The sequence below is a fragment of the Methanocalculus alkaliphilus genome, from assembly GCF_024170505.1.
In the GTDB taxonomy this organism is placed as follows: Archaea; Halobacteriota; Methanomicrobia; order Methanomicrobiales; family Methanocorpusculaceae; genus Methanocalculus; species Methanocalculus alkaliphilus.
In genome coordinates this window covers 1-17,927 of sequence record NZ_JALJYG010000011.1, presented here as the reverse complement: position 1 = coordinate 17,927, position 17,927 = coordinate 1, and the positions used below count along the sequence as shown (strand labels likewise).

Sequence of the window (17,927 nt, the reverse complement as noted above, 5' to 3'; positions counted from 1 at the left end):
GATTGGATGGAAATTATATAAAACCATCTATCGGACTTTGAGCCTTCCATCCTTGCCGCTGATCCTGCCCTTGGATCGGAGTGTATCAACGATATGGGTAACCATCTCCTCATCGATGGAAAACCGGATCGGGTAGGACTCCTGATCTGCGGTGATTGCGGTATCCGGGAGCCGCCGGTGGATCTCCCCGATGGTGGCCGCTCCATCTCCGATGAGCCGCACCGTCTCATCTGCGAGCATCAGAAGGAGGAAGAACTGCTCAAGGAATGCAACAAGGCTCTCCTCCTCGGGATCAGACTCCTCCAGAAGGGAGATCAGCTCCTCGGGATCATCACAGAAGATGATATCCGTCCCGGTCTGGACCGAATAATGCATCTCAGAGGAGACCATCCGCTCAGCGGTCAGGCCGGCCTTCTCAAGCTCCTCAATTTCGGGATACAGGATGAGATCAGCAGGCATTGATATCTCAAGGAGGTCCGGCTCAATCCGTTTTGTAACGATGATGGCATCATCCTCTGCGGTGATGAGCCCCTGCTTCTCATAGAGGACGAGGCGTAAGGCATCGTGGAGCCGGGACCGGATCTCCTCTTCAGCCATCGGCTCTTCACTGCTCTCCCCGAGGAGGGTTCTGCCACCATCCTCATCAATCGCTCCCATGATCCTCGTAAACGCCTCCTCATCGGATGTGATGAGCCCCTGGGCAAGTGAAAGAGCCTCAAGATCAACCGGGTCATCCGGTGCAAGAGAGCGGAGATATCCCTTCAATGCACCAATTGTGCCTACCACAACCTCTTCCGAGGTGAGGACCGGATCAGAGGAGAGTTTTGCAGAAACACCTGATTTCTTCAGAAGACGCATGATTCGCTGGGCGTTGTCGCGATCATCAAAGAGTATTGTAAGACCCTGTACCATGCAGAAGAATGCTCTTTGCCTGATGATGAAACCTTGTGTCAGGATGTAGATCTGCCGGGAAGTCCGGACTCGTAGATGAGCGTAAAGTACCGGGCGGCGAATATGGTGAGGACGACATAGATGAAGAATGCAGGGATATGGCCGATGGGAGAAAGCTCGATCAGATACCCGGCGGGGAGCGACAGAAGGAGGGAGATAACAGTATAGAAGATGACCGCGGAGACATATGTGGCAGGACCAATTGCCCGGATATGTCCAGTGATCGCACTCAGTGCAAACCCGTCCCGGATACGGCCTGAGCGGGCGGTTCTGATAATACCAATCATCGAGATGAGGATGACCAGTCCATACAGGAGCACCACGCCAAGGAGGAGGAAGAAGACCGCACCGACAGGAGAGAAGAGAAGACCGCGGTCCGCATGGGTGATGAGATCCAAAAGCCGGCTCTGCCTGGATGTAATGAAGAGGATCGCTCCGATGATGGGGGCTGAATAGATAAGCTGGACAAGAGTCAGCCTGATTCCGTCAAAGAGGATCTCACGCGGGGAGGAGAGATCAGGGATTGCCGGATCGCCACGATAAATCCGTGCGGTATAGCCCATCATCAGGGGGAAGAGTGCCATCATTCCCATCAGGAGAGGGATACGTTTTGGATGATCGCGGATCGCAGCCACTGCATACCCCGCCGACTCCTCTGCTGACTCCCAGATATCTATCATTTTGAATATATCCAGTCGACGGGATCAGATATAACATTCACCACATCATCGGGAAGAGCCAGAGAACCCCGGCAGAGAGGGCGGGCAAGGTGTCTCCGGGCCGAGGGCGGAACTTCGTACCAGCCGGGCAGCAGATGCCGCTCCTCGAACCGAATAACCGGATCCGGGAGCCTCTCTCCGCACCGGCGGCATTTGTACCCCTTCTTCGCCCCGGCCGAGGTCATCCTCTTCGCACATGACGGACAGAGGGGAGCCCCGGCAATCCGGAGAGGAGGGGCATCGAGAATACAGACCTTCTCAAGATTCAGTGTCGTATTCCGGTAGCTCCCGCAGGCAACGATCCTGTCACCTGGTGCAAGGGCCCGGATGATCTCCCGAAAGCCCTTCACCGGCTCATAGGCCATACAGGTGAGGTGGTTCTCTCCATCGCTGATCCGGACTGAGACATGCCCCCCGATCCCGGTCTTCGGAGAGGTGGTGACGGTTCCCGCAATGATATACGATCGTCCGTCTTCAAGACGTCCTGTCGATCCCCGGATCAGATGGGCATCCGTCCCCTGGTTCGTCTCAAAGAGAGCCTCAATGGCGGGCTCTTCAGACTCGATCAGGTGTCGGGCGAGGGAGACCCAGACAGGGCTCTCCCCCCGGATGCCGAAGAGGACCGGATCCGGGGTGTGTGGAACGCAGACAACGACATTATTGGCGGCATCGACCGTATCCCAGGTATGGGGGAAGGTCATCTCCTCTGCTCTCGCCAGCGTCTCTGCATCGACGATCCGTTCCCTCTCCCTTCGGCTGACATCCCGGTAGACGAGATACTCCGAGGTGCTCTCCGTCAGGTCTGCTGCAACGGCAGCAACGGCACCGATGAGACCCCGGCCATTCTTCCAGCCACGATATCGCGCTCCTGCTTTGATACAGGCATCGATGGCACCCTCGATTGTACAGAATCCGGTGATCGCCTCCTCTGCAAAGGCGGCAGGAGGACGGCGATCCCCACAGACGACAAGCCCTGGATTTGTCCTCTCACATGCAAGATCGGCAAGCTCTTCGATGAGCGACCCTGCAATGGAGAAGGCGGTATCCGGGTCCCCCTCAGCCCCGATGGCAATGGCTGCATTCCCCCTGGTCTTCCAGATGATCGTCGGATTGAGCCTGATGAGCCGGAGTGAGTGGACCGGGATTCCTGATGCCTCAAGCCTCCTGACAAGGACCGCTCCGAGATAGGTGGTGCACATACCTTCCGGGGAGTCGGTATCATCGATTCCAATCCACATAGCTACAGATCTGCTCTCCCCACCCATAAGGGGGAGTGTCAGATCATTTATCATCTCGCTTATCCTTGTAGGATAGAGAGACGATGGTACAGGAACGACTTATCCAGACGGTGGTGGCCATCCTCATTACCGCAGGGTTTGACGTCTCCGAACGATGCACCCAGAGACCGCGAAGCTTTGATCTCCTGGCAGCAGATCGAGGGCGACTTGTCATCATCAAGGTCGTCTCCCAGATCGACTCTGTATCCGAGGAGGTTGCAACCGATCTCGATGCGATGGCACACCATCTCAAGGCAGTCCCGATCATCATCGGGGAGCGGGCACGGGATGTTCCGCTTGAGCGGAGTGCAGTATATCTCAGATACGGCCTCTTCGCCGTCTCACCATCAACACTGTATGATTATCTGGCTGAAGATATCCCCCCGCTCGTCTATGCCTCGCCAGGAGGGCTCTATGTCAATATCGACGGTCACCGCCTCCACCAGATGAGAGAGGCACATACCCTCTCACTCGGTGATCTCGCCCATCTTCTTGGCGTCTCCAGAAGGACGATCAGCAAGTACGAGAGCGGCATGGGGACGACGCTTGAGATGGCCCTGAAGCTCGAGGAGCTCTTCGATGAGCCGATCGTCCAGCCGATTGATCTCTTCATGGACCGGCCCCATGATCTCCCCTCCGTCACTGCCATCGAAGAGAGCGGGGCGGGTACCCCTGCCGGGTACCTCCAGTCCATCGGGCTTGAGCTCCATTCATTCCGGCGTGCCCCCTTCCAGGCGGTCGCCCACTATGATGAGACGATGATCCTCGCCTGCTTTGGCCCTGCCCAGAAGACGGTCAAGCGCGCGGCTCTCGTCGGAAACCTCTCCCAGATTGCCCGTGCCCGCTCCCTCTGCATCCTATCTGACTATAATAAGGAGAAGAAGATAGGAAAGACCCTCATTATCGGTGAGGAGCGGCTCTATTCTCTTGAAGAGGGATCAGATCTCCTCGATCTGATGCCTGAATAATGTTTATATAGAACCACAAAGCAACTTTATCTTCAAACACTGGTGATACATTATGTCAGCACAACTTGGAGGACAACAAATTCTTATTCTGAAGGAAGGCAGCTCCCGAACACGTGGACGCGACGCCCAGAGTATGAACATCGCAGCAGCTAAGGCAGTTGCAGCAGCAGTCAGAACAACCCTTGGACCAAAAGGTATGGACAAGATGCTCGTTGACACCATCGGTGATGTCGTCATCACAAACGATGGCGTAACCATCCTCAAAGAGATGGATATCGAGCACCCGGCCGCAAAGATGATGGTCGAGATCGCAAAGACCCAGGACGATGAGGTCGGCGACGGAACCACGACCGCCGTCGTCGTCGGTGGCGAACTCCTCAAGAAGGCAGAAGACCTCCTCGAGCAGGATGTCCACCCAACCGTCATCGCACAGGGCTATCGCCAGGCCGCTGAGAAGGCTCAGGAGATCTTAAGAGAGCTCGCCTTTGATGTAAAGCCAAACGATATCGCGATGCTCACCAAGATCGCTGAGACCGCAATGACCGGAAAGGGTGCAGAGTCTGCAAAAGAGAAGCTCTGCGGCCTCATCGTCAAAGCAATCACAATGGTTGCCGATGAAGACGGCACTGTTGACATCGACAATGTCAAGGTCGAGAAGAAGGTCGGCGGATCCATCGACGACTCTGAGATCATCGAAGGCATGATCATCGACAAAGAGCGTGTCCACCCAGGCATGCCCAAGGTTGTCACCAATGCAAAGATCCTCCTCTTAAACGCAGCAATCGAGTTTAAGAAGACCGAGGTCGATGCCGAGATCAGCATCACAAGCCCTGACCAGCTCCAGATGTTCCTTGACGAAGAAGAGAAGATGATCAAGACGATCGTCAACAAGGTCATCGCATCCGGCGCAAACGTCGTCTTCTGTCAGAAGGGTATCGACGACATCGCACAGCACTACCTCGCAAAGGCAGGTATCTTTGCAGTACGCCGTGTCAAAAAGTCCGACATCGAGAAGCTCGCCCGTGCAACCGGCGGATCCGTCGTCTCATCCATCGATGCAATCGCCGAGGAAGAGCTCGGAGTCGCAGGAAAGATCGAGGAGAAGAAGGTCTCAGGCGAAGAGATGATCTTCGTTGAGGAGTGCAAGAATCCAAAGGCGGTCTCGATCATCATCAAAGGCGGCACAGACCACGTCGTCGATGAGCTTGAGCGTGCAATCGAGGACTCACTCCGTGTCGTCGGTGTCGTCGTCGAGGACAAGAAGGTCGTCGCCGGTGGCGGTGCACCGGAGATCGAGCTCTCCCTCAGGCTCCGTGAGTACGCTTCCAGCGTCGGTGGCCGTGCACAGCTCGCCATCGAGGCATTTGCAAGCGCTCTTGAGATCATTCCACGGACCCTTGCAGAGAACGCAGGTCTCGACCCAATCGACATGCTCGTCGACCTCCGTGCAGCCCATGAGCAGGGCAACAAGACCTTCGGTCTCAATGTCTTCGATGCAAAGCCCGCTGACATGAAGGATTCAGGCGTTGTTGAACCACTCCGTGTCAAGACACAGGCAATCTCCTCAGCCGCTGAAGTTGCTGTCATGATCCTCCGGATCGATGATGTTATCGCATCATCCGGTAAGGGCGGCGGTATGCCAAGCGAGGAAGAGATGGCCGCAATGGGCGGCATGGGTGGCATGGGCGGCATGCCCCCAGGCATGATGTAAGAACCTCCACACCACTTTTTTCTCATAGTGGCCCTCCCTCTCCGGGAGGGGTACTTTTTTATCTTCCGGTCACCAGTCTCTCGTATGAAGCCCGGTGTCTACTCTATCAAATACCGAATTGACTGTTATCACTGCCGTGCGGATGCCGACCAGATGATCAGGGTCGTCCCACAACAGGCTCAGGTCGTCTGCTCAAGCTGTGGCGCAACCCGGATCTTCGTTCCAAAGATGGCAGAAATTAGTGAGAAGGGAGACTATACACCGATATCCTGTTATGATGTCTGGCAGCTTGAACCAACAGCACATTGTCGGAACTGTGGTGTTGAGGGGGTGCATGATCTCTATGTCGGATGCAACCACTTCACCTCCAGATGCAGAAACTGCGGTTATACGAACTTCTACAAGTTTAACCTTCAATATATTGACAAGTGCAGCATCGAAGAGGACTTCTGTGATCCGGTTATTCGATGACGAGAGTCATGGAATGGATCCCTTCTCATAAAAAATGCAGATTGCCATCCGGCTGATCCGGAATATCAGGAGCACTATCGGCGGATCACGTGGGAAAGGGTGAACCGGAAACGGATCCGGCTATTATACTGCGATACCAAAAAATGAGAAATGATCAGATGGGACCCTCTCAGAGTCCAACCATTCTGAGTGCCACCCCTGCTGTGATTCCGGTGAGGGTAACGGTCGTTGAGAGGAGACCAAGGACGAAGAGATGCATCATATACCCTGATTGAACAGGAAAATCGGTCTGGTTCATCATGAGTCTCCGAACACTCCGATTTGGAGTTACATCTGGAGATATCACCGGTTTTCGTGGCTTTATCCGAACAGTCATGAGTTCACCTCCTTCTCTCTGGTTAGAGAGCTATTTATACTACTTATTATATAAATATTTTCTCCACATCGGGAGTGATTTATGATACTAATGTGACATTGTATTGATCTGGAAAGTACACAATCCCTTCTCCAGCCTGTATCCATTCATCAAACAGAGACTGGCTATACCTATACTGCCGGTCTGGAGGCAGTCGCCAAACCCTGTACGTAACAAACCGCCCATCCCGGAGGGATGATTCCCATCAACATATGGCTTTCATAACAGATAATCCCGGAGCACCCCTGGAATGATGGAATTATCATTCCAAAGATTTTATAAGGAGCTATGATCATCAAATCATTATGACATGCATCGGAGGGAGGCCCGGAGTTCTAGCACTCCTGTATGTCGATGACGAGCCTGCCCTCCTTGAGATAGGAAAACTCTTCCTCGAGAGGACCGGCGATTTCTCCGTCACCACAGCCCCCGGTGCAGAGACGGCGATAAAGCACCTGAAACACCATCATTTTGATGCGATCGTCTCCGACTACCAGATGCCGGGAATGACCGGGATCGGACTCCTCAAACATCTGCGTTCAGCAGGGGATACAACCCCCTTCATCATCTTCACAGGGAAAGGGCGGGAGGAGGTTGTCATCCAGGCACTGAACGAGGGTGCGGACTTCTATATTCAGAAAGGCGGAGATCCCAAGGCACAGTTTGCCGATCTGATGAATAAGATACGGTATGCAGTCCGGCGAAGACATGCCGAGCAGGAGGTTCTGCAGGCCGGGGATCGGTACAAAGCCCTCATCGCCGTCTCAAATACCGGGGCCTGGGAGTATGATCTCGATTCCGGCTTCCTCTGGTGCAGCCCCGAGTACTTCACCATGATCGGGCGGAATGCAGATGACTTCGACCTCTCCGGTAATCCAAATCTTCAGGAGGTCTGGATCGATCTGATCCATCCTGATGACCGGGATCACGCAGCACGGGCATTTGAGGAGTACCTTGAGAGCCAAAACCCCGGGATGTATGAGAACCATTTCAGAATGAGGCATCCCGATGGACGCTGGATATGGATATGGTCACGTGGCTGGCGACTGCGTGATGGAGGGGGAAATCTGGCAAGAAAGACCATCGGAACCCATATCGACATTACTGAGAAGAAAGAGGCAGAAATACGAGGCATTGAAGTAAATGAAAGACTTCGGGCTTCATACGAACAGCTCGCCGCCGCAGATGAGGAGCTTCGGCAGCAGCTCGATGAGATCACGCGGAGCGAACTGGCAATCAGGGAGCTGCATGAACGGCTTGAACTGGCGATGGATGCCGCGGAGCATGGATTCTGGGACTGGAATCTCGAGACGAACGAGGTCTATTTCAGCCCCGGTTATTACAGAATGCTCGGATATGAACCTGATGAATTTCCGGCCGGGTATCAGTCATGGCTCGATCATCTGCATCCGGAAGACCAGAAAGAGGTGGTTCCACGAATTACCCGGCATATCCGCGATATGCAGCCATACGAAGAGGACTTCCGGTTACGGTGCAAAGACGGGAGCTGGAAATGGATCTCTGGCAGGGCAAAGATATACAGAAAGGGGCCAGGGGAAGATGCACCCCGTGCGCTGGGTGTCCATGTTGATATCGATGAGCGAAAACGATTTGAGCTTGCTCTCATGGAGAGGAATAGCGAACTCCATGCATCCAACGAAGAGCTCGCCGCCGCAGAAGAGGAGCTTCAGCAACAGCTCGATGAGATTACCATCACACAGGAGGAACTTGATCGATCAAGAAAGCAATACAAGGCGATCTTTGAATGTACACAGGCCGCGACGATCATCATCAATCCGGATACGACAATAGCCCTTGCCAACAGTGCATTTGAAGATATCACAGGGTGGCAGAGGGATGAGGTCATCGGGAAGAGCTGGACAGAATTTGTCTGCGAATCCGAACTGGAAAAGATAGTGGGCTATCACCAGAAGAGGAGGAGTGGGGACCGGGGAGGGGATACTCCGAAAAGTTACGATTTCCATCTCATCGATCGCGCCGGCATTCCCCACCCGGTTATCGTAACCATCGGAATGATCCCGGGAACAGGACAATCCGTCGCTTCAGTCTATGATATCACCCGCCAGAAATCCCAGGAGAAGGCACTTAAACAGGCAGAAGCAGAGAAGCGGGCAATATTTGATTCAATGCCGCTGATGCTTGCATACTATGACACCGACCTGAGGATCCGGTATGCTAACCGCATCTCCGGTGAGTCGGTCGGCCAGGATCCGGCGAAGCTCATCGGCCGCCACTGTTATGAGATCTGGCATGAGCGATCTGATCCCTGTGAGGGGTGTCCCGTCATCAGATCGATGAAGACCGGGAAGGTCGAGGAGGGGGAGAAGAGAGTACCTGATGGCAGAATCTATCATATCAGGGGATCGCCTATTTATGATGAGGAAGGAAATCTCATCGGGTGCATCGAGTTTGGTATCAACATTACCAGACGGAAACGGGCGGAGCAAGCCCTCAAGGCGGCATCACTCTACACACGAACCCTCATCGAGACAAGCCTCGATCCGCTTGTCACCATCAGCCCGAACGGACTCATCACCGATGTGAATAAGGCAACCGAGGAGGCGACCGGTATCCCCCGGAAGGAGCTGATCGGGACCGTCTTTGCAGAGTATTTTACTGACCCAAATCAGGCGGAGGAGGGCTACAAAAAAGCATTCCGCTCCGGCTCGGTGAAGGACTATCCCCTCACAATACGCCATATCTCCGGCAGGACAATAGATGTCCTCTATAATGCAAGTGTCTACCGGGGGCCGGATGGCAATATTCATGGCCTCTTCGCAGCAGCACGTGATATCACCACCCGGAAGCGGGCAGAAGATGCGATCCTCACCGCCCAGAGGAAGCTGCGGATCCTCTCAGGGATCACCCGGCATGATATCCAGAACAGGATCATGGTCCTCCAGGCATACCTCGATCTCATGAGAGAGGGGAGCAATCCAGAAAAGCAGGCAGATTATCTCCATGAGATTGATACTGCCTCGGACGCTATCCAGCGATATATCGGGTTCACACGACAATATGAGGATCTCGGCATTGAGATGCCGATCTGGCGTCCAATCAAAGATATCATCAGGGGAGTTGAGAAGAGCCGGATCTCCGTTGATTATGAATCTAAAGATTATCTGATACTTGGCGACCCGATGCTTGAGAGGGTCTTTTACAACCTGATGGACAATACCATCCGGCATGCAGAGGGAGCAAACCGCGTCACAATCTCCTGTGAAGAGCGTAATGGGGACCTTGCCATCATCTGGGAGGATAACGGGGCGGGCATCCAGGCAGATCAAAAGAATCAGATATTCGAACGCGGTTTTGGAACAAATACAGGATTTGGGCTCTTTCTCTGCCGTGAGATCCTCGCCATCACCGGGATCACCATCCACGAAGCCGGGGTTGATGGGCAGGGTGCACGGTTTGAGATGATCGTACCCGAAGGGGCGTGGATGGCGGGAGAGAGTACCCCCTGGTATATGATAAAGTGTCGTTAACCCAAACACATTTTTTCATCATGCCTTCAGGATTTCCCAGAGTACAGAAGCTATTATCACTCCTGATGTAGATGATAGAGTAATGATATCTCCCGGTGATGAGCGATCAGCAATCTCACTCCTGTATGTCGATGACGAACCTGCTCTCCTTGAGATAGGAAAGCTGTTTCTGGAGAGGACAGGAGATATCACCGTTATAACCGCAGAAAGTGCAGAGGAGGCGATGGACCTCCGGAAAAATCATCATTTCGATGTAATCGTCTCCGATTACCAGATGCCGAGGATGGATGGGATCGCCTTTCTGAAGCATCTCCGAACGGCAGGCGATATGACACCGTTTATCATCTTCACTGGCAGAGGGCGGGAAGACGTTGTGATCGAGGCGCTGAACAATGGTGCCGACTTCTACCTTCAGAAAGGCGGGAATCCAAGGGCACAGTTTGCAGAACTGATCAACAAGATCAGGTATGCATTCCGTCGGAGAGGGGCTGAGAGGGCTCTTGTGGAGAGCGAGTTCCGGTACCGCAATGTTGTTCTGGCTCAGACAGAGCTCATCTGCAGATTCCGTCCTGATGGAGAGGTCATCTTTGTCAATGAAGTATATAGCCGTGCCTTCGGGATGACGGTTGATGAGCTCATCGGAAGCAGGTTCAAACCTGTGATACATCCGGATGATCATAAAGAGGTTGCCGCTCTGTACGCATCCCTCACCCCGGATCATCCATCCGGTATCATCGAGGAGCGGATCATCATGCCGGACGGCAGGATCACCTGGCAGAGATGGAGTACAACAGCAATCTTCGATGAGAACGGAGAGTGCCAGGAATACCAGTCTGTCGGCCGTGATATCACCGAGCTGAAGGATCGTGAGGCGGAGCTTGAGGAGAAGAATACGGCACTCCACATATCATATGAGAGGCTCGCTGCAGCTGAGGAAGAGCTTCGTCAGCAGCTCGATGAGATCACGTCGATACAGAAGGAACTTGCAGATACAGAGAGACGGTATCAGACGATCTTCGAATATACCCATGCAGCAACCATCATTATCAACCCTGATACGACGATTGCTCTTGCCAACGATGCGTTCGAAAGAGTCTCGGGGCACACGAAAGATGCAGTGAAAGGAAAGAGCTGGACTCTTTTTGTCAGCCAGTCAGATCGAGAACGGATGATGGAATACCATCACCAGAGGAGGGGAAGAAGCGGAGATCCTCCACGAAGTTATGAGTTTACATTTGTTGATCGGTATGGCAATATGCACCCATGCCTCATCACCGTCGGGATGATTCCGGAGAGCGGGCATTCTGTCGCCTCAATCTATGATATCACCGACCGGAAGAAGGCAGAGGAGGCACTTTTGGAGAGTGAGACGCAGCTCCGCGTTATCACCGAAAATATGACCGAGACGATCACTATCACAGATCTCTCATTTCAATTCACCTATGTCAGTCCGTCAATTGTGACACTCCGCGGCTTCACCGTCGAAGAAGCAATGGCACAGCCCCTTGAACAGATACTGACACCTGAGTCACTCCGGTTCGCCCTCTCCACCTTTGAGGATGCGATGGGGCAGGAGCGGTCGGGGAAACCTATTGAGAGCATATCCCTTGATCTTGAGGAGTACCATAAAGATGGATCCATTATCTGGGTGAATAATACCCTTACGTTTCTTCGGGACACCGAAGGGAAGCCGACTGCAATCCTCATCGTCGCACGCGATGTGACCGAAAAGAAGAGGGCTGAAGAGACGCTTCGGAAGAGTGAAGAGCTCTACTCCGGCCTTTTTGATACGATAGCCAGCGGGGTTGCCATCTACGAGGTCGGAAATGAGGGATCATCCGGCCATGATTACATCATTAAGGACTTCAACAGGATGGCACTTGAGATCGAGGGGAAGCAAAAGGAGGATGTCGTTGGAAAGAGCCTCAGGGATCTCCGCCCCACCATCGATGAGTACGGTTTGATCCCGGTCTTTCAGCGGGTATGGAAGACCGGCGTTCCCGAATACTTCCCCCAGGCGATCTATATCGATGACAGGTACGAGAGCTGGTACGAGAACCGTGTCTTCAGGCTCGGAAGCGGGGAAGTGGTCGCGGTCTATAATGACATCACCGAACAGATGAGAGCAGAGCTTGAGGCGGAAAAGAGTACGAAGTACCTTGAGGCGATGCTTGACGGCATCCCCGACATCGTCGGTATCCAGAGGCCTGATCATACCATCATCAGGTACAATAAAGCAGGGTATGAGATCCTCGGTCTTCGGCCCGAGGATGCGGATGGCAGGAGATGCTATGAGATCCTCGGGAGAAGAGAAGCCTGCCCTGATTGTGCAACGTCACTTGCGGTGCAGTCAAAGCGGCGTGAGACGATAGAGAGGTACTGCCCGGAACTGGGGAGATACATCGAGTGCACCAGCAGTCCGATCCTCAATGATGATGGAGAGGTTGAGCTGATCATCGAGCGGCTTCATGACATCACCGAACGAATAGCCGCTGAGCAGGCCCTCAGAGAGAGTGAGGAGAAGTACCGCCTGATCGCTGAGAATACCGCAGATAATATCTGGATCTATGGTATGGACTTTAAACTCCGGTACATCAGCCCCTCAGTCCTCAGGATGAAGGGTGTTACGGTAGAGGAGTCGCTGGCACAGCAGGTTCAGGATATGATGACCCCGGAATCATATGCGTCGCTTCTGAAACGATTTGAGGAGGAGATGGCACGTGAAGCCACCGGGACGGAGGATCCGGAGAGGACCGTATTCTTTGAGACCGAAGAGTACTGCAGGGACGGAAGAACGATACTGGTTGAGAATGTCGCACGCCTTCTTCGGGATAAGAAGGGGGAGCCGGTCGGGATCCTTGGAATATCACGCGATATCACCGATCGAAAAGCCACAGAATCTGCTCTCAAGCAATCCGAGGCCGAAAAGACGGCTATCCTCAACTCAATGCCGGTGATGCTTGCATATCTGGATAGGGAGATGAAGGTATTGTACGCGAACAAGGCATCAGCAGATTCCATCGAATCCCTTCCTGACGATCTCATCGGCCGCCACTGTTTTGAGATCTGGCATGGGAAGACAGAGCCCTGTGAGGGGTGCCCCCTGGTCCGATCCCTGGAAAGCGACAGGATCGAAGAGGGCGAGGTCACAATACCGGATGGAAGGGTCTTCCACCTCCGGGGATGTCCGGTCTATGACGAGACGGGAGAGATCACCGGACTCATCGAGTTTGGGATGGATATCACAGGGCGCAAGACTGCTGAAGATGCGATTCATATCGCCAATAAAAAGCTCCAGATTCTCTCAAGTATCACCCGGCATGACATCCTCAACCAGATCATGGCACTTCAGGGATTCCTTGTATTTGCAGAGGAGATGAGTGCTGACCCGGAGCAGGCAGGATATCTCAGCGAGGTGAAGAAGGCTGCAAAAGCAATCGAGCGGCAGATCGAGTTTACCCGAAACTATGAGGAACTGGGGGTAAAGAAGCCGGCATGGTCTGCCATCTCCACGATGATCGAGGGGATTAGCGATACACGCTTCCCGATACATCATGTGTGTAATGGGTATGAGGTCCTCGCCGACCCGATGATCGAGAAGGTCTTCACAAACCTGATGGACAACACCATCCGCCATGCAGAGGGGGCGACCGCTGTGGAGATCCGGTGCGAGGTCCGGGACGGGGATCTCATCATCATCTGGGAGGATGACGGATCTGGTGTTCCCGATGATCAGAAGGAGCGGATATTTGGCCGGGGTTTCGGGAAGAACACCGGGTTTGGCCTCTTCCTCTCCCGCGAGATCCTCGCCATCACCGGAATTGCCATCTCCGAGACCGGGGTGTATGGAGAAGGGGCACGGTTTGAGATTTTGGTGCCGGAAGGGGCATGGAGGGGATTAATAGCCACAGGAGACAAATAATAAAGGAGATGAATATCCCCATCAGTGAGAGGCTTGCTCTTGGCGCATTGATCAGCACAACAGCAATCTGTCTTGCCTTAACGATACTCTCACTCTCCTCGGGGTTCTACATCATATTCCAGAACCTCTATTATATCCCGATCACCCTCGCCTGCATCTTTTACCTCCGGCGTGGACTCCTTTTTTCTCTCCTCCTTGCAGCCCTCTATCTCATCCTTCTCATCAGCTATGCCGGCATCGGGGAGATCGGCCATGGGATGATCAGGGTCCTCATCTTCGTCTTCTTCGCCCTTGTCATCACCTTCCTCACCGAACAGTGGAAGGGCTCTGAAGAGATGCTGGCGGCAAAGAACCGTGAACTGGATGCCGCAAACCGTATCCTCAACGAGCGCAATGATGAGCTGGAAGCGGCAGAAGCGGAGATGAGGGCACAGTTTGAGGAGATATACCGGATGCAGGGGGAGATCATCGAGAAGAACGACTACCTCGATAAACTCATCTCCTATGCCAATGCCCCGATCGTCGTCTGGGATCCCGGCTATACGATAACACGGTTCAACAGGGCATTTGAACGCCTCTCCGGGATCCCGATGAGTGAGGCACTCACCGCAGATCTCAGCATCCTCTTCCCGCCGGAAGAACGGGACCGGGCGATGGAGCTGATCCATGAGGCAACATCAGGACGAACATGGGAGGTGATCGAGATCCCGATCCAGACCCGGAACAGCGATGTCAGGGCTGTCCTCTGGAACTCGGCAAATATCACCGGTAATGATGGCAGGACCGTCATTGCGACGATCGCACAGGGCCAGGATATCACCGAGCGGAAGCAGGCAGAAGAAGCCCTCCGGACCGCAAATATGAAACTCCAGACACTCTCATCCATCACCCGCCATGATATTCTTAACGAGATCATGGTCTTTCAGGGGTTCCTGTCATTTGCCTCCGAGATGAGTGTCGATCCGGTTCAGGCAGGCTACCTCGAGAGGCTGAAGAGATCGGCAGATGCCATCCATCGGCAGATTGAGTTTACCCGGACCTATGAGGAGCTCGGTGTAAAGAGACCGGAATGGCTTCAGATCAGCGATCTCATCAGGGAGATTGGGACAACAAACCTCCCGATCCAGAGTGGGTGTGGAGAATACCAGATCCTCGCCGACCCGATGATCGAGAAGGTCTTTACAAATCTGATGGATAACACCAGCCGCCATGCGGAGGGGGCAACCGGTGTTACGATCCATTGTGAGATCCGCGAGGGCAATCTCATCATCATCTGGGAGGATGACGGACCCGGCATCCCTGATGATCAGAAGGAGCGGATATTCAGCCGTGGTGTCGGGAAGAACACCGGATTTGGCCTCTTCCTCACACGGGAGATCCTTGCCATCACCGGGATCACCATCAAAGAGACCGGAATCCAGGGGCAAGGGGCACGGTTTGAGATGCAGGTACCGAAAGAGGCGTGGAGAGGGGATACATAGTATCTCCATCTCTGTCCTCCAATAGTGGATGGAAACCTTTTTTATACATTTTATACCATACAATCTCATAAACGGGATAAAATAATGAATATCTCCTTAAATCAGACCCCCCCTGATCGGATGTTTTATCTTACTGGAGATGAAATTCTCATCTATTGATAACCGATGGGACCTCCGGAAGAGAGGCACCACCGGAGAAGACTTCATGACACCACCTGATGATACGACACTCTATAAACTGATCCTCGATGCCACCCAGGACTGGGAGTTTCTACTTGGATCAGATGGGACATTTACCTATGTCTCTCCCTCTTCTGAACGAATTTCCGGCTATCCCCCTGCCGACTTCCAGAGGGATGCCGGCCTCTTCAGACGGATCATCCACCCAAAGGATCTTGAGAAGGTGCAGAAGGCCCTTGCAGTCCGTGACCGGGATGCAAAATATGTCACCTTCCGTATCAGGCATAAAAAGGGGACTGAACGATGGATCGGGCTCTTTTGTACAATTGTAAAAGATCAGCACGGCCACTCACAGGGTGTACGAGGGAGCAGCCGTGATATCACCGACGATATCAGCCGTGAGAAGAAGCAGGGAGCATTTCTTGGAGCTGAGTTCACCAGAACCGCAGAGAATCTCAAAAAGATCGCCGAAGGAAGGACAGACTTCAACCTTACCCCGACAAAGGGTGACCAGGATTCAGATAAGGCAGCAGAGGTCTTCTCCCAGATCGACAGGGGCCTCATCGAAATTCAGAGATCACTGAAATATCTCAAAACAGATACCGATATGATCATCGATGCGGTCATCGGGGGGAAGCTCTCCACCCGGGCAGATCCATCCGGACATACTGGGGAGTTCAGGGAGATCATCGAGGGGATGAACGATATCCTTGATGCCGTCACCATCCGGGTCAATGAGGCGATGCGGATCTGCGGGTCATATGCGGTAGCAGACTTCAGCGCAACCTTCGATACATCTATCCGGGCAGAAGGAGACTGGGCAGACTTCAAGGCCTCACTCGACCGGATGGGACGTGCCTTCAACGGTCTGGTGAAGGAGGTGACACGGGTCACCGGTGCATTTGCGGACGGCGACTTCTCGGTGACCGTGAACCCGCAGTTGAATGTCAGGGGAGACTTTGTCGCCATCAAGGAGTCGTTAAACAGAGTCTCGGCAAACGTCTCCACCCTGGTTCAGCAGTCAATACGGCTGATGGAAGAGCTTGCCGGCGCGGCAAATGAGGCAGATGCAAGCCTCGATGAGGTGGCAAACGGAACCCAGCAAATCGCAGCCAGCACCGGGCGGGTCAGCGGGAACATCGAAAAAGCCACCCATTCTGCACAGCAGGTCCTCCGGGCGATGGAGGATCTCTCTGCTGCCGTCGAGGAGGTGACCTCAAGTGCCGAGTCGGTTGCCTCCATCTCCCGAAACGCCGATGAGAAATCCAAGGACGGAGCAAAAATTGCCGCCCGTGCCGAGGCGGGCATGAGTGAGATCAATACCGCCACCGCCGAGATCGATCTGATCATAAAAGACATCAATACCCAGATGACCCAGATCGGAAAGATCGTCGGGGTCATCTCGGACCTTGCCCATCAGACAAACCTTCTCGCCCTAAACGCCGCAATCGAGGCGGCACGTGCCGGAGATGCGGGGCGGGGCTTTGCCGTCGTTGCCTCCGAGGTCAAGGCGCTTGCCCAGGAGTCACGGAACTCCGCAGAGGATATCAACGAGATGATCGGAAACCTCAGAACCGGTGCAGAACGGGCAACATCGGCGATGAAGAACGCCACACTCGTCGTCAAAGACGGATCTGATCAGATGCAGCAGACGATTGCCGCCTTCAATGATATCGTCAGCTCAGTCGAGAGCATCTCACGAAACATCGAGGAGGTCGCCAGTGCCGCAGAGGAGCAGGCGGCGACGGTAGAAGAGATCACCGCGAGCATTCATGAGATGACCGACCTGATGGAGAAGACCGGACATGAGGCGGGAGATACCGCCGCTGCCACCGAAGAGGTCTCAGCGAGCGTTGATGAGGTCAACCAGATGTGCACCCGTGTCTCCCGGTTTGCCGAGGAGACGCTTGAGGCGAACCGGAAGTTCAAAACAGGATAACACTCTTTTTTATCCGGTCACACCCATCTCAACGAGGATCTCCTGCATCAAGATCATCCTTTTGACGGGATCGGTATGGCCCTCAGGGGGTGCTGAGACCCGATCCTGAATCGATGGAGGAGAGAGATTCCCTTCCATCTCCATCTTTGAGACGATATCCCAGGCATCTGTCATATCATCGCCGGTTAGTACCATTTTTCACTCACCTCAGATCGTTGCATCAATCTCAATAACGTACGGGTTTGGCACATAGTGGTGTGCGGCCACCTCGTAGTTGTTCTGGTTGACGGTGTAGAACTTGTTGAACTTCAGGGCGATATCACGCTGGACCTGTGCGTTCTCGTTCGTCTTCACATCCACCCAGAGGGTCCGCTTGTTGCCGTT

The 17,927-nt window shown here is 53.7% G+C and carries 12 protein-coding genes; 7 read left to right on the top strand and 5 right to left on the bottom strand.

Annotated features, from left to right (window positions below; translation table 11 throughout):
* Window positions 1-27 precede the first annotated feature (27 nt).
* Genes J2T58_RS08180 through J2T58_RS08170 form a run of 3 tightly spaced genes read right to left on the bottom strand, consistent with a single transcriptional unit; the run spans window position 28 to window position 2,908 of the window.
* Window positions 28-912, bottom strand: a complete 885-nt coding sequence (locus J2T58_RS08180; protein WP_253488694.1) for a hypothetical protein — start codon at window positions 910-912, stop codon at window positions 28-30.
* A gap of 38 nt (window positions 913-950) precedes the next feature.
* Complete coding sequence (locus J2T58_RS08175) at window positions 951-1,631, bottom strand: DUF4013 domain-containing protein (RefSeq protein ID WP_253488692.1); 681 nt, start codon at window positions 1,629-1,631, stop codon at window positions 951-953.
* On the bottom strand, window positions 1,628-2,908 hold the full coding sequence (locus J2T58_RS08170; RefSeq protein ID WP_253488690.1) for a tRNA(Ile)(2)-agmatinylcytidine synthase: 1,281 nt from the start codon (window positions 2,906-2,908) through the stop codon (window positions 1,628-1,630). Before J2T58_RS08170 ends, J2T58_RS08175 begins: the two co-directional genes overlap by 4 nt.
* 83 nt (window positions 2,909-2,991) lie before the next feature.
* Here J2T58_RS08170 and J2T58_RS08165 point away from each other — a divergent pair, with 83 nt between their 5' ends.
* The 3 genes from J2T58_RS08165 to J2T58_RS08155 all read left to right on the top strand — a co-directional run bounded on the left by J2T58_RS08165 (window position 2,992) and on the right by J2T58_RS08155 (window position 6,097).
* Entirely contained in the window at window positions 2,992-3,915 is a 924-nt protein-coding gene (locus J2T58_RS08165; protein ID WP_253488688.1) for a transcriptional regulator, read from the top strand.
* Window positions 3,916-3,967: 52 nt separating this feature from the next.
* The gene (gene thsA / locus J2T58_RS08160) at window positions 3,968-5,626 is read left to right on the top strand and encodes a thermosome subunit alpha (protein WP_253488686.1); all 1,659 of its coding nucleotides are present in this window, start codon (window positions 3,968-3,970) and stop codon (window positions 5,624-5,626) included.
* 84 nt (window positions 5,627-5,710) lie between these two features.
* The gene (locus tag J2T58_RS08155; RefSeq protein WP_253488684.1) at window positions 5,711-6,097 is read left to right on the top strand and encodes a hypothetical protein; all 387 of its coding nucleotides are present in this window, start codon (window positions 5,711-5,713) and stop codon (window positions 6,095-6,097) included.
* Window positions 6,098-6,266: 169 nt separating this feature from the next.
* Here the strand turns inward: J2T58_RS08155 and J2T58_RS11120 are convergent, their stop codons facing one another.
* Entirely contained in the window at window positions 6,267-6,398 is a 132-nt protein-coding gene (locus J2T58_RS11120) for a hypothetical protein (RefSeq protein ID WP_301287518.1), read from the bottom strand.
* Window positions 6,399-6,817: 419 nt separating this feature from the next.
* On the opposite strand from J2T58_RS11120, the gene J2T58_RS08150 reads away from it, so the two are divergent.
* The 4 genes from J2T58_RS08150 (at window position 6,818) to J2T58_RS08135 (ending at window position 17,543) form a co-directional block, all read left to right on the top strand.
* On the top strand, window positions 6,818-10,021 hold the full coding sequence (locus tag J2T58_RS08150; protein WP_253488682.1) for a hybrid sensor histidine kinase/response regulator: 3,204 nt from the start codon (window positions 6,818-6,820) through the stop codon (window positions 10,019-10,021).
* A gap of 82 nt (window positions 10,022-10,103) precedes the next feature.
* The gene (locus tag J2T58_RS08145) at window positions 10,104-13,943 is read left to right on the top strand and encodes a PAS domain S-box protein (protein ID WP_253488680.1); all 3,840 of its coding nucleotides are present in this window, start codon (window positions 10,104-10,106) and stop codon (window positions 13,941-13,943) included.
* A gap of 8 nt (window positions 13,944-13,951) precedes the next feature.
* Window positions 13,952-15,424 carry a sensor histidine kinase gene (locus tag J2T58_RS08140; protein ID WP_253488678.1) on the top strand — a complete coding sequence of 491 codons (1,473 nt, stop codon included), beginning with the start codon at window positions 13,952-13,954 and terminating at the stop codon, window positions 15,422-15,424.
* 205 nt (window positions 15,425-15,629) lie between these two features.
* Window positions 15,630-17,543, top strand: a complete 1,914-nt coding sequence (locus J2T58_RS08135; RefSeq protein WP_253488676.1) for a methyl-accepting chemotaxis protein — start codon at window positions 15,630-15,632, stop codon at window positions 17,541-17,543.
* A gap of 9 nt (window positions 17,544-17,552) precedes the next feature.
* On the opposite strand, the gene J2T58_RS08130 is transcribed toward J2T58_RS08135, so the two are convergent.
* A complete protein-coding gene (locus J2T58_RS08130) occupies window positions 17,553-17,738 on the bottom strand; it encodes a hypothetical protein (RefSeq protein ID WP_253488675.1) in 186 nt (61 codons plus the stop codon).
* Window positions 17,739-17,927 lie beyond the last annotated feature (189 nt).

What these genes read in the sequence shown, in the direction of transcription:
- J2T58_RS08180 (WP_253488694.1), bottom strand. Translation starts at nt 912, where the DNA reads ATGGTACAGGGTCTTACAATACTCTTTGATGATCGCGACAACGCCCAG.
- J2T58_RS08175 (WP_253488692.1), bottom strand. Translation starts at nt 1,631, where the DNA reads ATGATAGATATCTGGGAGTCAGCAGAGGAGTCGGCGGGGTATGCAGTG.
- J2T58_RS08170 (WP_253488690.1), bottom strand. Translation starts at nt 2,908, where the DNA reads ATGTGGATTGGAATCGATGATACCGACTCCCCGGAAGGTATGTGCACC.
- J2T58_RS08165 (WP_253488688.1), top strand. Translation starts at nt 2,992, where the DNA reads ATGGTACAGGAACGACTTATCCAGACGGTGGTGGCCATCCTCATTACC.
- thsA (WP_253488686.1), top strand. Translation starts at nt 3,968, where the DNA reads ATGTCAGCACAACTTGGAGGACAACAAATTCTTATTCTGAAGGAAGGC.
- J2T58_RS08155 (WP_253488684.1), top strand. Translation starts at nt 5,711, where the DNA reads ATGAAGCCCGGTGTCTACTCTATCAAATACCGAATTGACTGTTATCAC.
- J2T58_RS11120 (WP_301287518.1), bottom strand. Translation starts at nt 6,398, where the DNA reads ATGATGAACCAGACCGATTTTCCTGTTCAATCAGGGTATATGATGCAT.
- J2T58_RS08150 (WP_253488682.1), top strand. Translation starts at nt 6,818, where the DNA reads ATGACATGCATCGGAGGGAGGCCCGGAGTTCTAGCACTCCTGTATGTC.
- J2T58_RS08145 (WP_253488680.1), top strand. Translation starts at nt 10,104, where the DNA reads ATGATATCTCCCGGTGATGAGCGATCAGCAATCTCACTCCTGTATGTC.
- J2T58_RS08140 (WP_253488678.1), top strand. Translation starts at nt 13,952, where the DNA reads ATGAATATCCCCATCAGTGAGAGGCTTGCTCTTGGCGCATTGATCAGC.
- J2T58_RS08135 (WP_253488676.1), top strand. Translation starts at nt 15,630, where the DNA reads ATGACACCACCTGATGATACGACACTCTATAAACTGATCCTCGATGCC.
- J2T58_RS08130 (WP_253488675.1), bottom strand. Translation starts at nt 17,738, where the DNA reads ATGGTACTAACCGGCGATGATATGACAGATGCCTGGGATATCGTCTCA.